The following is a 15,882-nucleotide window of genomic DNA, read 5'->3' on the forward strand; positions in this document are numbered from 1 at the left end:
CTCGTAGGCACGCTGCGCCACGTTGCTCTCGTAAATGCCCGTTTTGGCATCCCTGTTCCTGCGAATCTCCCGGGATATCACGGAAGGGCTTCGGTTGATAAACAGGGCTATTTCTTTTTGTAGCTTGCCTTGCTGTAGCATGAGGGTAATTACATACCTTTGCTCTTGGTTGATGTGCGCCATTACAACTTATTTTTAGAGGACTTAGGGGGTAAAGAACCACATTTTTTCCATCGGAGCAGCGAAGGTGAGTAATTCTCATCTTCCTGTTCTGAAAAAATGCAATTCCTTTCTCTCCAATCAATCCTATAAGTTGCATTTGTTACTTGAATTTAGGATATGATAATCGTATTTCAAGCTACATCGCATCGTGACGATTTTAAAAAATTTTTTGATTCTATAAAGCATGAATATATTGCTGCTATGCTAAAGCAAATCGATAGCAGCTTTGAATATAGCAGTGAATCACTTCCCCTTGAAGATGTTCAACAAACAGGCCTATTTGATATAAAATACACGGAATCGCTGCAAGGCAATGATTATTTCAATGGCAATTACAAAGGGGTTAAATTACAGATAGGCGAAATATCCTTTGAAAGCAAAGATTCCAAAAAAGGAGATAATTTCTTTAAACCATCAACACTAATTATTGCTGAGTTTAACAAGACAATAAATTCAGAAACAATCATTTTCGACAATGAATTTTACGACAATGGTGGGACAAAGAAAGTTGATAGCCTACAAGTTATCTCTCACTATAAAAATAATAGTATTGCCCTAGAAAATCCAGAATTTGAAGCAGCATTCTCAACTTCATCAAACGATGAAATTGAGGCAAGATATTTATTATCCTATTCTTTTATGGAAAGATTGCTTAACCTAAAATATCAACTAGATAAGTGTAAAATAAACGTGGCATTCTCAAATAACAAAGTAGCAATACTTCTTTATAATAAGCAGATATTTGAGCCAAGTTTATCTAAATCAGTAAAAGAAGATAGAATCTTTATACGATTTCAGAAAGAAACGGTAACCATTCTTAAAATTGTTGATGCGTTAAGATTGAACGAGAGAATTTGGAAATAATTTTTCTTCTCTAACTTCTTCTAACACCCGTTTAACTCCCTTGATTTCATTGGCAAATTGTCGAATTGGCATACTATTTAATAATCTCCTTAAACACCTTTTGAAACTTCTCCATCTTGGGTTGAATCACCATACGACAATAGGGCTGTTGCTTATTATCGTTAAAGTAATTTTGGTGGTATTTTTCCGCCACATAAAAGGGTTTTACCGGCTTTATTTCGGTCACAATAGGATTGGTCCAAGTGCCACTGCTATTCAGTTTTGCAATAACTGTTTCGGCCATCTTCCGTTGATCGTCGCTATGGTAAAAAACAGCAGAACGGTATTGAGTTCCGGCATCGGCTCCTTGCCTATTGAGCGTGGTAGGATCGTGCACGGTAAAGAATACCTCTAAGAGTTTGGCAAAGGAAACCTTCGTTGGATCGTAAACAATTTGTATGGCTTCGGCATGACCCGTGGAACCACTGCAAACTGCATCGTAGGTGGGATTTACCACCTCACCTCCTGTATAGCCTGATTTGACAAGCATTACGCCGTTTAACTGCTGGAATACTGCTTCAATACACCAGAAACAACCACCGGCAAGGGTTGCTGTATCGAGATTCTCGGTTGCTGTCATCATTCGCTCCTTATGTTGTGTTTTTTGCGGTTCGCTGGCACATTGTTGGGATAGCCCTCCCGCAACTAATAGCAAAAAAACAATTGAAATGGTTGTCTTCATAATCTAACTTTCCATAAAGAACAGGCAAACGCGGAATAAGTTTACGGTATGCAAAAATGAATATATGGCATAGAATATTGAGCAGTAAATAAGGAGAAGATAATGAACACCCTCAAATGATCGGAAGCGTGCAAACCATATGACCATCAACACCCATCTGTTTTCTAAAGACTCTATTCACATCTAACCTTTCACGGCATAGGCAACATCCAGCTGCTCGCCCAAAAACTGAGCCAACTTAACTATCCTACTTTCCGAGAAAGTGAAATTCAATCCGGCTTGCCTATAGATTTCAGTGACGGAGGATTGCCCACCCAAAGCCAATGCGCTGAAGAATTGCTGTAGCGCTTCGTCTCCCTGCTCCTGATAGTGCATCCAAAGTTCCAGAGCGCCAAGTTGAGCTATTGCGTACTCAATATAGTAGAATGGTTCCTCATAAATGTGCGATTGATGCTGCCATCCAAATACAAACGCCTCCTCAACCCCCGCATAGCAAACCTCATGGCAGGCATACTTTTTATATATTTTGGTCCAAGCCGTATCGCGCTCCGATTGGCTATGCTCGGGATGCGTGTACAACCAATGTTGAAACTCATCTACCGCTGCAATCCATGGTAGTCCAAGCACAACGCCCTCGAGCAGGTTTACTCTCGCTCGATTAAGATCGGTCTTTTCGGGATAGAAGGGAGTCCAAAATGAAGATGAAATTAACTCAAGCGACATAGAGGCCAATTCGGCTACCTCCATTGGAAAATTCTTATGAAAATAGAATGGGTGGTGACCACAGAGCTTATCGTGGAGCGCATGTCCCATCTCATGCATAAGGGTAACCACGTCGTCGTGAGTTCCGGCAGCATTCATAAAAAGGAACGATGCGTTGCTCTGTGGCAAATTAAAAGAAAAGGCCCCGGAAGCTTTCTTGTCACGGGATTCGAGATCGAGGTGGCCGTTGACCTCCATTTCATCGAGCAGTTGTCCCAACCGAAGGTCGATAGCGTAAAGGGTCTCCCTTCCTCCCTCAATTAACTCTTGAGCCGTATGAAACGGTTGAAGTGGGGCTCTCATCTCCGGATCAGTGGCCAAATCCCAAGGCATGAGTTCGGAATAGCCCAACAGTTGCTTGCGACGAATCATAACCTTGTCGGCTAAGGGAACAAAGTGCTGCTGAATAGTTCCATGAAGCGAAACCACATCGGCTACTGAATAATCGAAACGTTCCAGCTCAAAGTGGCGAAAATCACGGTAATTCTTGAACCCTGCATTTATGGCAATCTGGTAGCGCATCTTTAGCAACTTATCCATTAGGCCATGCAGCTCGGTTCTTATTCCGATACGCTTCTCCAACATAAGCCGATATATTTCTTCGCGATTATCTCGGTTGTTGCCCTCAAGCAAGGCATAAGCCTGCTCCATCGTAAGCGTATTATCTTGGTAGAGTATGGTTAGCCCACCGGTAAGTTCAGCATGATCTTGTGATAAAATTTCGGTCGATGCCGAAACAGCCACATTCTCCTGGCGAAAGATTTCAATACGTCGTTTAACCTGTTGAAAAAAAGCATTCTCCGTGGTTTCCAAATACTGTTTGGCCACGGGATTATGCATAAGTAGCTTGTTCAACCTATCGCAGGCCTCCTCGGCCACTGGCTCCACCTCTTCAATAAATGAATCGAGTAGCTTTCGAAACTCTTCATTGCCCGTATTTTGGCTAAACTGTATGTAGAGTTTGGCATGAGCCTCCCCTAGGGCATCCTCAACGTTTGTCCATCTCGCAAGCATTTCGGTAACCTCATTCGTATTGGTTAAAGGCATGCTTTCCAACTCATGATAAAGCGACGCCACGGTTTCGGGCGTTAGGTCCGCTGGAAGAAGTTTATCGCTATTTCGATTCATAAATGGCTAGTATTTACTTTGCGAAGATGGAATATGGGATGAACTATAACAAGAAGCGCCACTTCTAGCAGAAGCAGCGCTCAAATACTTTTCGATTAAACGAATTACAAATTACTCAGCCTTATCAGCTTCAGCAGTTGCTTCGTTTGCTTCCTCTTCAATGTCGAGAAGAGCGAGCATATCCTTCGATTGAAGCAAGTTATACCAAGAAACCATCTTCTTAATATCGGAAGCATAAACCTTATCGCTATCATAGTCGGGAAGAACCTCGAGCAAGTATGCTTTCAACTGGTCGTTGGTTGCCTTACCCGAAAGGGCTTGTCCACCATTCTCTTTGGTACGGATATTCTTCAAAACATCTCTCAGTGGAGCCTCACCAGTTTCGGTGTAAACGGCTATATCGCCCAACGACGAAACTTTGGCACTTGCTGAAGCGTTCATGCGCTTTTGATCCAACAGCGATTCAACAATAATACCATTCCGACTTTGAGATACGAATTGAAACAAACCTGGTTGTCCCGAAATGGAGATAATCTTCTTTAAATTTAATTCCGTGCTCATGATTATAATCTTTCTAATTTTTATTGCTGAATGGCAAAGTTAAACAAAAATTATTCGAATGACACTCAATAAATGTATGCTAAATCAAATTTATGTCAATCGTAGGGGTTAAACTGATCTAAAAGTGGCAATCCATGAGATTAAAATCATGCTACAATTTCACCCTTTCCTAAGTTTAAAGTGTGCCCCGCTCCTTCTTTATCTTGTCGTATGCGTCATTTACCTTTTTAATTTTCTCATTGGCCGCCCGCTGAACATCCTCACCTAGGTTGCTAACCTTGTCGGGATGGTACTTTATGGCCATCTGACGGTAAGCCCGTTTCACCTGTTCGTCGGTAGCCGAGCGCTCAATCTCTAAAACCTGATAAGCCCACTCAGTATTATCGATAAACATGGCCTTGATAGAAGTATATTCCTGTGGCGATATGCCTAAGAATCCGGCAATTTCTTCGACTAGGGTTATCTCTTCCTGACTAATTTTGCCATCGGCCTTGCCAATACCAAAGAGGAAGTGAATAAGCTGTAGCCTCGCTGCATAGTCGATATTATCACGAATCTGCAAGCAGACCTCTCTTACAGGAACCTCTTTTTTGAGCATATCTCGAAGTAGAATCATGGCTTCCTGAGCCACCTCCACTCCAAAACTCTTCACAAAGAACTCCTTTACATAATCAAGTTCTGCCTTCACCACCTTGCCGTCGGCCTTCATCATGGCCGAAACCAAGATCAGCAAACTCATGGTAAAGCCGTCGCGCGTATTCTGTCCCGTGTATATTTTGGTGCCAGAACCAGAACTATCGAGCAATGCGCCCAATGCAAAACCTGCAATTCCCCCAATTGGGCCAAGAAAAAACCAGCCCAAAGCGCCGGAAACCCATTTACTATATCCCATATACTAAAACTGTTTGCTTTTTGACAATTCGATAAGCTTATGGTGCAGCTCTACCACCTGAGGTAAAAGCAGCTGCAATTCATCATTTAAAATCACATAATCGGCTTTCGCCAATCGTTCCTCCTCCTTCATCTGGTTATTCATTCGGAGTTTAACTGCCTCCTCGCTAACTCCATCGCGCTCCATCACCCTGGCCATACGAATAGATTCCGGAGCCGACACTGTAATTACCCTATCCATACGTTCGTTGGATTTGCTCTCGAATAGGATTGCTGCCTCATGAATCACGTAGCTGGCATCCTTATGTTGAACCAACCACTCATCAAAATGACGAGCAACGGCAGGATGCACAACTTGGTTAACCCGCTTTAATAGTTCTTGATCGCCAAAAACCAACGTGGCAACTTGCTTCCGATTTAGTCCAAGCGGGGTATATATATCATTACCAAAAAAACTCTTGTATGCTTTCACTATATCGGGGTCGACCTCAATGAGCATTTTGGCTTCGATATCGGCCTGGTATACCGGAACACCAAATTCCGCAAAAAGTGCTGCCACAAAGGATTTTCCACTTCCAATACCACCTGTAAGTCCAACCTTTACCATACTAGTCTTTTTGAATAATATACTCCACAAATACAGGGTCGAGGGTAACCTTGCTCACAAAGTCTGGCTGAGAAGAAACATTCACTTTCAACCTATCGCCCAACCTATTGGCTATTTCGGAGTAATCGATTACGAGTTTAAAGTTGCTTGCAGTAACCTCCTTATACCTACTCATTGCCACCATATAGGTAACATGCACACTCGAAGGCAATGGCTGTAGTTGATATCCACTGGGCAAGTTAATCGTTTCAACAGGAACGTCGTATGATCCCTCCGTGAATTTCTCAACCTCTAAACGATAATCGATACGTGAAATATTGCTAGATAGGCCTGTAATGTCCACCAAGGACAAACTTCCTGTGGTTGATTTATGAAGATTATCGAGAGTTTCCGATTGTGTAGGCCAAGCCGTCAAGGTATCCATTAGCGGAGCAGGTCCGCTTGCCATAATGGTATCTGGTATTAACAATTGAGAGCCACAGAGCATGTATTGCTTTTCGAAGTTAAGGTGCAACATGGACCTAACTGGAACTCGCTTCATCACCATTTTTGATAACTCTAGAAAAAGCGTATCGGGAAGTAGCTGTTCAAGTTGCATATCCGGATTGAGCTGATCAGCTAAGATTGTTTGAATGCGATTGGTAGTGAAGAAGTAGGTATTCTTTGATCCAGTAAGCTTGCGCAACTTTACCTGCGACAGATCCACATTTAACGGAACCAGAACGGAATTCATTTTAAACTTGAGCAGGGTATAACCGTATGCCCTAACTTTTATCTTAACCTTTACCTGCTCATCATTGACAAATACTTTATCGGAAGGCAGGTTAAAGTATCTTACTTGGTAGTTGAGGTCAATGGTATACTCTCGGTTAAGCTTGTTCAAATACCAAAGTATGGAGGCAAAAAAAAGGAAGAAAAGGAAGATGACCACCTTTTCGTCTATTTTAATTTTGCGCTTCGAAAATGCTTCGCCAAATTGCTTAAAAAACCTAGTATCCACAAATATCACCCATGATTACAGGGTGCAAGTTAGAAATAATAATGATTGCGGCAATTGAACGATTACCCCAAAAAAATAAGGGTTCAGGCTATTAGCACTGAACCCTTTATTCTTGGTTTAAGCCTTACTTTGCTTGTTGAAGATCGGAAGGATCGCGAAGAATTGCGCTCTTATCGCAGCGAATCTTACAATTATCATCAATTTCGATAATAATATACTGCTCGCGTATTTCCCATACTTTTCCATAAATACCACCGGTAGTAACAATCTTGTCACCCTTTTTCAGCGCCTCTTGAAACTTTCTAAGTTCCTTTTGACGCTTAGTCTGTGGACGAATCATGAAGAAATACATAACAACAAAAACCAAAGCCATCATAATTAGGAAAGAGTAGCTTTGTCCTTGTGCTGCAGCTGGAGCTGCTTGAAGAAGAATTAAGTTGGTAAACATATCTATCTAATTTAAAGGTTATTCAATTACATTGGCACGAATAGTTACGGTAGAAAAACCCCTCTCGGTATTTAACTTAAGCGTAACTTGCTTAATTTGGGATCCATCCCATCCCTCGGTATTAAAAAGAACCTCGACTTGTCCTTGTGCCCCGGGTGCCACCGGCTCCTTCGAAAAGCGAGGCATTGTACATCCGCAGCTGGGGATTGCATCCAAGATGATTAGGTTCCCTGTTCCCTCATTTTTGAAAAAGAACGTATGTGAAACGGTTTCACCCTGCTTAATGTTGCCGAAATCGAAAAAATTTTCAACAAAAACAACCTTAGGCTTGATCGTAGAATCAACTGAACCCATACCCTGAGGTCCCGATTGCTTACCATTACAGCCAGTAACCAACGCTACTAAGAGCGCTACAAGAAACCAACAATTTCTCATTTAAAAAACATTTTCATTCAGGTTGTTTGAAAGGCAAATTTACACTGCGTCTTCGCCGACCAATCCCTTCCCAGATTTGACAATCTTGTTCTCGTTCTTCATCTGATTGATAATCTTATCGAGCACACCATTTATAAAGCTGGCCGAATTTGGAGTACTAAACAACTTTGCCAAATCGATATACTCATTAAAGGACACCTTGATGGGGATATTAGGGAACTCGGCTATCTCGGAAATGGCGGTGAGCATTATCACCGTATCCATAAAGGCAATTCGTTCCACATCCCAGTTGCTCGAATGGAGACCAATAAGGTCGAGATACTCGGAGCGCTTAATCACAGCACGGCGCAACAATCGAGTTGCAAAATCTTCGTCCTCCGACTCCTTGTAGAGAGGCATAAGTTCGCACTTCCCCCCCTTCTCTTCCTTGAAACCCTTTACCGTTTTGATTACCATTCCTAGCACAAACTCAATCTCGTCCATCCAGAAAATACTCTGCTCTTCGAGGCAGGAGTATAGATCGTCAAAATCTTCAACCTCGTTGGTCAAGAAATTAACAACTAGCTGTTTATCTGCTTTAAAATCGCAAGTGTCACTATTGAGATAGTTCTGAAAATACTCCTTTGTGGACATATTAACAAAGAACTTCTTTACCATCTCCGGATAGTTTACCCACGATAACTTGTTGGAATGAATATACACCCCAAGCGCTTCGTTGTTACGGAGCATGTCTACCACAGCATTATTAACAAATCGGGTGTTGGGATCTTTCTCTGCAGCCGTAGGTATATGCTTTTGCTTACCTATGTCCATTCTCGATTGAGAATAATCGGCAACCTCAACAATCAAAGAGAGAAAAAGATGATAGAGATCGTTGAACTTTTTTATACTGTGGAGGAGTTCCTTTTCTGACTGGGCCAGAGTGCGGTCGGGCGTTTGAAGATGCCCGTAAATAGTTTTTGCAACTTTAATCCTAAGCAACCGTCTACTTATCATACTGGTCAAGAGCCTGTTAAAAAATAATCGTTACGCAAATATGGTGCAAAGATAGTCTTTTTGAATTGCTTACAAAAAACAAATTTGAATCCGTCCTAAATGTCCTCTTACAATCCAATCCAGAGCAATCTAAAAATTAACAGACACAAGAATACTCCTCGAGCCTAGATAAATAGTAGTTCTGCGCCACAGCATCAGATGAATGCCCCTCTAGAAGGAGTATCGAAGTTTTGTGCATTTCCCAATAATTAAAGCATATGCGAAAGGAAAAAAGGAATTAGAATTAGAACAGAAAGAATTTTTTATATTTTTGGCACCGTGTAAAGCCAAGTTGAACCAAACCAAGTTTGCAATGATAATGGACGACGACAAGCAAGAGGGGTACGAGAAAGAAGACAACGTTGATATTTTTTCGAAAGCAGTTAGAGCAGGAAAGCGCACCTACTTTTTTGATGTAAAAGCCACAAAAGGGGATGACTACTATCTGACTATCACCGAGAGCAAAAAGCGAGTTGGCAAGGATGGTCGTTTTTTCTACGACAAGCACAAGATATTTCTCTACAAGGAGGACTTCGACAAATTTGCGGATGGTCTTCAGGAAGTAGTCGATTACATTAAGAACACACAAGGAAGCCCTGAACTATACTACCGAATAGACGACGACCAAGAAATGCTGGCCGTTGCCGAAGGCGAAATGGCCAACGGTTTTGCCAGCTTCAATTTTGACGATCTGGATAAGAAATAGGACAAGCAGCTATTCGCTTTAAATCCATGGCGGTGCGAACATATTTTGCCAAGTGCATCTAAATTGATTGCGCCGCCATATAGGAACAGAAGAATTGGTTCGAGTAACGAATCCGCAAACCTCTCCCCATAAATGCGGAGATTACTCAACTTCCGTAGTTTAATAATTTCATTACGACCAATCCGCCAAACATCTCACCGTTACACCCTAATCCCAAAAACGGTAATGTCATCGGTTTGGGTATCGGTGCCCTTCCATTCCGTAATGCGCCGTAGGATTTCCGTTCGTTGCTCGTCCATACCCAAACAGGCAATTTCGGTAAACATTTCGCGAGCCAAGCTGCGCGAGAACTTTCGTCGTAGATGCTCCTCCAGCTGGTCCACAAGTCCATCGGTAAAGAGGTAAATCATATCCCCTTTGGCTACTTCAATAGTATGATTGGTAAAGTTGCTTCGAAAGAGAGGACTGCCAACAAGTCTTTTATCGCCCGGAATTTCAATCAGCGAAGGGAAGGTTGTATAAGCATCTCTGATGATAAAAATGGGGCAGTGAGCGCCGGAGAATCTTAACGTCCCGGTCTTCCGGTTGAGAACGCCAAAAGCAACATCCATTGCGCTCGATACAGAATCGCCGGGATTACCTGCCGTCAGGGTGGATACAATTTTTTGGTGTACACTCTCCAGCACTTGAGCCGGATCGTAAAGTTTCTGATTTAATACTACATCCTTAATTGCCACTAAGCCAACCATGCTCATCAATGCACCAGGAACACCATGACCCGTGCAATCTACCACACAAAAAATCACATTATCGTTTACATTGTTGGCCCAATAAAAATCACCTCCAACCAAATACTTTGGTTGGTATATCAGAAAGTGGTTACTACAAATAATATCCAGTTCCGAAGCACTCTGCATATGAGAATCCTGCAAATGCTTTGCAAACTCTAAACTCTCCGAGAGTTGGTAATTATACCGTTCAATCTCATTATGCTGCCGCTGAAGGGCATCGCGTTGGCTAATAATCTCCTCACGCTGGGCCAAAAGTATGGAAGTACGGTCGGCAACGGTTTTTTCCAACAGCAGCTTATCATTCCGTAACCTCCGCTCCCGCAGTTCACCTATAAAGAAAACGAATCCACTGATAAAAATCAGGGACAAAACTATGAACCACCAATCTTGCCAAAACGGAGAATCCACCACAACTGCAAGGCAAACCTCTTCGGCACTCCATACCCCATCGCTATTGCAACTCTTTAAGCGAAAGAGGTAATGGCCAGGGCCTAGATTACTATACTGCACCAATCGATCAGATGCCACGGTTTCGATCCAAGTAGTATCATAACCCTCCAGCTGGTAGGCATATCTATTCTTTTCGGGATAATTAAAATCGAGGGAGGTTAACTCAAAGTTTATATTCCTCTCCGAATGCTTAAGCTCGATTGTCTTAAGGGAAGCTGCTTCGTAAAACAAGCGTTTTCCATTTACCCACACACCAGATATCCCGGCAATTGGTGGTGTATGATTCAAACTTACGCTATCTGGGTCAATTAGATTAAAACCAGCTTCCCCTCCGAATAATAACTCGCCCGAACGCAACTTGATCGCACTTCGTGGAGCGAACTTGTTGTGCTGAAGCCCATCGCCAACCGTAAACCTCTGAGTTGTATTTCGAACTAAATCGATACAGCATAATCCATTCTCCGTAGCTAACCAAAGGTTTCCATGCGCATCCTCTAGTATCGAATTAATGGTTCCTGTAGGCAGACATGTTTTTTTATCAAAAAGTGCAAAGTCACGGCCATTGGGAAGAAGCAAATTCAATCCAACCTCAGTGCCTACCCAAATCCGCTTCTTTGAATCTTCGAAAAGGCAAACAATTTCGTTGCCTTTTAATCCCTTGCTTTGGTACGATCTTGAAACAAAATAATCGATATAACCCGTTGCCAGATTCAGTCGATTTAATCCACTTTTGGTAGTTGTACCTATCCAGAGATTTCCTTTGGAATCGAACAACATATCGGAAATTAAGCTACTCGAAAGGGCATCATTCCCGGGAAGGTTGTAGGTAAAAAATTTCTGGGTAGATCGATCAAATGTCGACACATAGCTTTCAGTACCTAGCCACACCAACCCTTTTATATCTTGTGCAATGGAAAGTATGTTATTGCTATGGAGCGATGTTTCCGAGGTTGCATCGCACGGGTAATGCTTAAATATCTTATTGCAGCTGGGGAGGAAGTACAACCCATCGCTCGTGCCTACAAAAAAATCGCCCTCGCTGTTTAGGAAAAAAGAATGAACGAAAATATTCTGAGGTGCCTTTACTAATCCCGATCCTACAACCTTGATACGGCCGCTATCTAGGCGGAACAACCCATTGTCGGCACCGATATATACGTTTACGCCATTGCTACAAAAGGCCCTTACCGGATAGCTGTATACCTTTTGTGCCTCAACAACCATTTGCCTATCCTTCGACAATTTGAGCCTAATTAATCCAGTATGACAGCCTAAAAAAAGATAGTTATTCTCCTCGTAAACCGCATATATCTCGCCTGTTGGAATGCTTGAACCCAAAGGTTTCCTTAGGCCTGAATGGCTGTTAACATATTCAATTTTATCGGCAATACCCACCCAAAACCCTACACCATCGTTGGCCGGAGTAATGCAGTTGATGCCGGGACTCAACTGAAGAACACGCAGTGCACGAGTGTCGCTAAACGAAATGAGGTTACCATCCTTACTATAAAGCCAAGGGTTTCCGTCTGCATCCAAAAAAGGAGTATACGCTCCATGGGGGAAAGGTAATCTAGGTATTGTCTTCCCTTTGGAATAGGCAATTTCTGGTCCTTGAAATTTGGGAGAAATGGATGGCTGAAAATTTTCGAAAGTGTTCAGAATTGGGTTAAAATAAAATGGATAACCCTTGGTTGAAAACCAGATACGATCATTTCTATCACGAACAATGGAATAGGTAGAGCCATCATTTCCAGAGAACCTGCGCGAGAACCCATTCACCACGTCGGAGTAGTTGCCTTTTTTTGGATCAAAGATACACAACCCAACACCCCATGTTCCTGCATAAATTTCGTCGCGTGGACCAACCAATGCTTTACTAAACCACCGGTAATCCACGTTGGTTTTAAAGCGGGTAGCCTTCCGTTTCTTAGGGTCGTAGCTATTCAACCCACCAATCTTACCATCCCAAAGACTGAGCCACAAAACACCTTTACTATCAATAGAAATAGAGGTTATGTAGGGCGACTCAATTGCATTCGTATTTTCGCGATCGAAGCCAATAGTCTCGAAATGTGATCCATTTCTATCGAACCGGACAAGACCACGATCCTGTGTTCCTATCCATACAATGCCATCGACCCCTTCGGCAAAGCAAGTAACCTTATTCGATGGTAACGATTCGGTTTCGGGAATATGAAAGAAATGGCTGAATTTATTGGCATAAACGCTATATTTTGAGAGACCACCATCGGTGGCAATCCATATACATCCGCTTCTATCGGGGTAAATTCGAGAAATTTGATCGCCAGCTATGGAAAAAGGGTTATCCTGATTATATTGGTATTGAGTAATCTCATTCTTATCTTCAGAATACTGAATTAATCCGCCCCGGTATCCGCCCAACCAAATATTTCCTTTACCATCGGACTTCACGGCATACTTCGATCGGAAGCGCATGTTGTTTGCAGTGCCTGTCTTTGCATCGAGCATTACTAGGTAATCGTGAATTTGGCCCATCCACAAATTTCCTTTGCTATCGTAAGTAAAATCTGATACTCCTTGAATAAACAACCCTCCTTTGCCATCCCTAATTACAGGAAGTTCCTCCGAAGAGTTATTATCCTTGTTAATGGTAATTACAGGACTCGATGCTCCTCCAGCAATAATAGACTTACCATTGCGGCATTCGATCATGGAACTAAACGGATAATTAGAGTTGGTTTGTCCTTTGCGCATAAAATGGCGCACGGTCATGAATTCCAGTTCAATCTTGCTCAACACACCCCCTTCACAATCCACCCACAAGAATCCATCGGAGGTGTAAAGCAATGCCCTAATGGCGGAATTCTTAAGGATGCTTTTAGGACTTGCATCTGCATAAAAATGGGTAAACTTTCCGTTGCGAGGATCTAATCGGTTTAAACCATTGGAGGTTCCAATCCATAAATAACCATGCTTGTCCTCCACAATGGAAGTAACCTCGTTGGAGGAGATAGAGAGCGAATCGGTATGCGAAAAAACAATAAAGCTGTATCCATCGAACCGATTTAACCCCTTAGCGGTGCCAAACCACATATAGCCGCGGCTATCCTGAAAAATAGCAGTCACACGGTTATCGCTTAGTCCGTTCTTGGTAGTAAAGTTTTCGAACTTAGTATACCTGTCCAGCGTAACCTTAGCGGTATAGATAGGATTTTCCTGAGCCCACAATACGTTGGCGAAAACTATAATGCTTAGGATAATGGCGAATGATCGCTTCATCGCAAAATGGATTCAGTCTCCTAAAATAAGACTTTTTGCCCAGATCAAGAAAGGAAATGCTTAAACATAGCTATCCATTGATAATACGGTGGAAAAGATCACAATTATCCTCTCGTGCAGAAAGACTTTCGTCGATTTTCCCCAATGAAATTTCCGAAGCGTTGATAAACCGTTGATAACCGGTAAAACCGTTGCGATTACACGTTAGGCGAATAGGTGTCGTAAAGGTTGGAGCTCCCGTTTATCGTCGGCTAGTCTCCCTTTAAAGCTCCATAAGAGGGAACATCTAATGCATTTATCTGGAAGTTGGGGAAACAGTTCAGCTAGAATACGCAGGGAAGAATGCTCACCTACCCCTTCGAAAGAATGCTCCTAACCTCAGCCTCTTCCAGTGCTTTGACATTAGTAATAATCATTTTTTCGCTCAGAAAGCCACCCAGAAGATTGCACGATTCGATCACCTCGTTAAAGAGGTTAGGCAATGAAATTTGAAGAGGGATAAGCACGGTAAGGCATGCAAAACCGTCGTAGTAAATAATATGCTCAAGGAGTGAGTCAACTTTATTCAGGCTAAAGTTAAGCTCCTTCTCCAGAATTGCCTTCTGAGGCTCGGAAAACATGGTTGCCGAACCGGGCTGAACCACCACAAAGTAGCGAAGCCGATGTCCTTCCCCGCCCATGCCCGACGAAATTAAGGCATGCGGTTGTTCTCCTAGGCTGCTTTGAATATGCACTCGGCTCTCTTGGAAAGCCATAATGGCCCAACTGTGGATTTCGCCTTCGGCACGCTCGGCAAACTGCTCCAGTATTCTATAGGCTTTAACTTTAGGGGTAATAGCAAGGCAAACAAGAATATTCCGAAGCCCATCAAGATCGGTGGTGCTGTCGTTTAACTTCGCCTCTACTGCGGACAACTCCTCGGCCATAAATGCTTTCCCTTGCTGGTGCACATGATCGAAGTAAGCCATTTGGGTGTCAACATCAATAACCTCCTGCAGAATACTGATATCATGCTCCTTCCCCAAAAGGTTTTGGATCAGCCCATAGATATTATCTTCATTCAATTTCGCCATAGTTCAACAAATACGGGTGCAAAATACAACTTTATGCGAAATGGAATGTGAGTATCCACTGATTTATTCCAAATTTATATCGAAGTAAAAGGATGATAACTGTGATAATCTCAATCCAACTAAGTAAAGATGATCGGCTATAAAACCTTAAGAACTACCAATTGTAGCGGGCAGTGACCCCTCTAAATCTCCCCTAAAAGGGGAGACTTCCGTCCTAACAACCTAATAGTGTTAGCACGTCCCTTCCACTCTTAGGGGAAGGTCAGGTTAGGGTCACATTATTAAATGAAAATTGTCTTCTGTAAATTCCTCATATTTCTAAAATTCTTAATTTTACTACGGATTGTTGCTTGGCTTATCTATAACTGTTTATTATGAAGTCGGTTTACTCCATGTATTTTAACGCTTCCGATATGGTAATTAAGCTTGCTCGTGAGCTTCGATTGCATCCCACTGAGGCCGAAAAAACGCTTTGGAGAGCTATAAATAAAGGGCAATTGGGATTGAAATTTCGACGCCAGCATCCCATATATAATTTCATTGCTGATTTTTATTGCCATGAAGCTCGCTTGATTGTGGAAGTTGATGGTGGTTACCATAAGAGTAGAATCCAAAGAGAGCGTGATGAAAGCAGAAGTGCTGAGGTTGCCCTTGTTTATGATCTCAAAGTTATCCGATTTACCAACGAGGAGGTATTGAGTAATACCAATGCGGTTGTGAGTAGACTAAAAACTGCGCTTTCTGAACGAATGAAAAACCAACTTGGTAATAATTAACTAGTGACCCCTCTAAATCTCCCCTAAAAGGGGAGACTTCCGTCCTAACAACCTAATAGTGTTAGCACGTCCCTTCCCCTCTTAGGGGAAGGTCAGGTTAGGGTCACGTTGCTAATAGAAAGAGAATGAATATAAAGGTGATACTTGCCGG

The 15,882-nt window shown here is 42.4% G+C and carries 15 protein-coding genes; 3 read left to right on the plus strand and 12 right to left on the minus strand.

Annotated features, from left to right (window positions below):
* Positions 1-183: helix-turn-helix domain-containing protein (locus BLS65_RS18930; RefSeq protein WP_139180972.1), on the minus strand; the 183-nt coding region annotated here is incomplete at its 3' end.
* Between the two features lie 156 nt (positions 184-339).
* Between BLS65_RS18930 and BLS65_RS14605 the strand changes: the two genes are divergently transcribed.
* A complete protein-coding gene (locus tag BLS65_RS14605) occupies positions 340-1,086 on the plus strand; it encodes a DUF3137 domain-containing protein (RefSeq protein WP_092440304.1) in 747 nt (248 codons plus the stop codon).
* Between the two features lie 73 nt (positions 1,087-1,159).
* On the opposite strand, the gene msrA is transcribed toward BLS65_RS14605, so the two are convergent.
* The 9 genes from msrA to BLS65_RS14650 form a co-directional block, all read right to left on the minus strand.
* Positions 1,160-1,807, minus strand: coding sequence for a peptide-methionine (S)-S-oxide reductase MsrA (msrA, locus tag BLS65_RS14610; RefSeq protein WP_092440306.1), 648 nt, complete (start codon positions 1,805-1,807; stop codon positions 1,160-1,162).
* A gap of 183 nt (positions 1,808-1,990) precedes the next feature.
* Complete coding sequence (locus BLS65_RS14615) at positions 1,991-3,697, minus strand: M3 family oligoendopeptidase (RefSeq protein WP_092440308.1); 1,707 nt, start codon at positions 3,695-3,697, stop codon at positions 1,991-1,993.
* A 111-nt stretch (positions 3,698-3,808) separates the two neighbouring features.
* Positions 3,809-4,258 (minus strand): DUF5606 family protein, encoded by a 450-nt coding sequence (locus BLS65_RS14620; RefSeq protein ID WP_092440310.1) that lies wholly within the window; start codon positions 4,256-4,258, stop codon positions 3,809-3,811.
* 175 nt (positions 4,259-4,433) lie between these two features.
* Positions 4,434-5,150, minus strand: coding sequence for a TerB family tellurite resistance protein (locus BLS65_RS14625; RefSeq protein WP_092440312.1), 717 nt, complete (start codon positions 5,148-5,150; stop codon positions 4,434-4,436).
* Between the two features lie 3 nt (positions 5,151-5,153).
* Positions 5,154-5,756 carry a dephospho-CoA kinase gene (coaE, locus tag BLS65_RS14630; RefSeq protein ID WP_092440315.1) on the minus strand — a complete coding sequence of 201 codons (603 nt, stop codon included), beginning with the start codon at positions 5,754-5,756 and terminating at the stop codon, positions 5,154-5,156.
* A 1-nt stretch (position 5,757) separates the two neighbouring features.
* Positions 5,758-6,756, minus strand: a complete 999-nt coding sequence (locus BLS65_RS14635) for a YbbR-like domain-containing protein (protein WP_125869893.1) — start codon at positions 6,754-6,756, stop codon at positions 5,758-5,760.
* A 124-nt stretch (positions 6,757-6,880) separates the two neighbouring features.
* Positions 6,881-7,204 (minus strand): preprotein translocase subunit YajC, encoded by a 324-nt coding sequence (gene yajC / locus BLS65_RS14640; protein WP_092440319.1) that lies wholly within the window; start codon positions 7,202-7,204, stop codon positions 6,881-6,883.
* An 18-nt stretch (positions 7,205-7,222) separates the two neighbouring features.
* Positions 7,223-7,639, minus strand: coding sequence for a DUF1573 domain-containing protein (locus tag BLS65_RS14645; protein ID WP_092440321.1), 417 nt, complete (start codon positions 7,637-7,639; stop codon positions 7,223-7,225).
* A gap of 39 nt (positions 7,640-7,678) precedes the next feature.
* Positions 7,679-8,635, minus strand: coding sequence for a transcription antitermination protein NusB (locus BLS65_RS14650; RefSeq protein WP_092440323.1), 957 nt, complete (start codon positions 8,633-8,635; stop codon positions 7,679-7,681).
* A gap of 352 nt (positions 8,636-8,987) precedes the next feature.
* Between BLS65_RS14650 and BLS65_RS14655 the strand changes: the two genes are divergently transcribed.
* The gene (locus tag BLS65_RS14655; RefSeq protein WP_212590567.1) at positions 8,988-9,380 is read left to right on the plus strand and encodes a DUF3276 family protein; all 393 of its coding nucleotides are present in this window, start codon (positions 8,988-8,990) and stop codon (positions 9,378-9,380) included.
* A 200-nt stretch (positions 9,381-9,580) separates the two neighbouring features.
* Here the strand turns inward: BLS65_RS14655 and BLS65_RS14660 are convergent, their stop codons facing one another.
* Positions 9,581-13,882 carry a two-component regulator propeller domain-containing protein gene (locus tag BLS65_RS14660; RefSeq protein ID WP_092440325.1) on the minus strand — a complete coding sequence of 1,434 codons (4,302 nt, stop codon included), beginning with the start codon at positions 13,880-13,882 and terminating at the stop codon, positions 9,581-9,583.
* A 350-nt stretch (positions 13,883-14,232) separates the two neighbouring features.
* A complete protein-coding gene (locus BLS65_RS14665) occupies positions 14,233-14,955 on the minus strand; it encodes a hypothetical protein (RefSeq protein WP_092440327.1) in 723 nt (240 codons plus the stop codon).
* Between the two features lie 374 nt (positions 14,956-15,329).
* Between BLS65_RS14665 and BLS65_RS14670 the strand changes: the two genes are divergently transcribed.
* Positions 15,330-15,731, plus strand: coding sequence for an endonuclease domain-containing protein (locus tag BLS65_RS14670; RefSeq protein WP_092440329.1), 402 nt, complete (start codon positions 15,330-15,332; stop codon positions 15,729-15,731).
* Positions 15,732-15,882: the final 151 nt, after the last annotated feature.

This window comes from Williamwhitmania taraxaci, assembly GCF_900096565.1.
GTDB lineage: Bacteria > Bacteroidota > Bacteroidia > Bacteroidales > Williamwhitmaniaceae > Williamwhitmania > Williamwhitmania taraxaci.

Bases quoted from the DNA above. Each gene is read 5' to 3' on its own strand.
- BLS65_RS14670 (WP_092440329.1), top strand. From the start codon at position 15,330: ATGAAGTCGGTTTACTCCATGTATTTTAACGCTTCCGATATGGTAATT.
- BLS65_RS14625 (WP_092440312.1), bottom strand. From the start codon at position 5,150: ATGGGATATAGTAAATGGGTTTCCGGCGCTTTGGGCTGGTTTTTTCTT.
- BLS65_RS14620 (WP_092440310.1), bottom strand. From the start codon at position 4,258: ATGAGCACGGAATTAAATTTAAAGAAGATTATCTCCATTTCGGGACAA.
- BLS65_RS14650 (WP_092440323.1), bottom strand. From the start codon at position 8,635: ATGATAAGTAGACGGTTGCTTAGGATTAAAGTTGCAAAAACTATTTAC.
- msrA (WP_092440306.1), bottom strand. From the start codon at position 1,807: ATGAAGACAACCATTTCAATTGTTTTTTTGCTATTAGTTGCGGGAGGG.
- BLS65_RS14655 (WP_212590567.1), top strand. From the start codon at position 8,988: ATGATAATGGACGACGACAAGCAAGAGGGGTACGAGAAAGAAGACAAC.
- BLS65_RS14615 (WP_092440308.1), bottom strand. From the start codon at position 3,697: ATGAATCGAAATAGCGATAAACTTCTTCCAGCGGACCTAACGCCCGAA.
- BLS65_RS14605 (WP_092440304.1), top strand. From the start codon at position 340: ATGATAATCGTATTTCAAGCTACATCGCATCGTGACGATTTTAAAAAA.
- coaE (WP_092440315.1), bottom strand. From the start codon at position 5,756: ATGGTAAAGGTTGGACTTACAGGTGGTATTGGAAGTGGAAAATCCTTT.
- BLS65_RS14645 (WP_092440321.1), bottom strand. From the start codon at position 7,639: ATGAGAAATTGTTGGTTTCTTGTAGCGCTCTTAGTAGCGTTGGTTACT.
- BLS65_RS14660 (WP_092440325.1), bottom strand. From the start codon at position 13,882: ATGAAGCGATCATTCGCCATTATCCTAAGCATTATAGTTTTCGCCAAC.
- yajC (WP_092440319.1), bottom strand. From the start codon at position 7,204: ATGTTTACCAACTTAATTCTTCTTCAAGCAGCTCCAGCTGCAGCACAA.
- BLS65_RS14665 (WP_092440327.1), bottom strand. From the start codon at position 14,955: ATGGCGAAATTGAATGAAGATAATATCTATGGGCTGATCCAAAACCTT.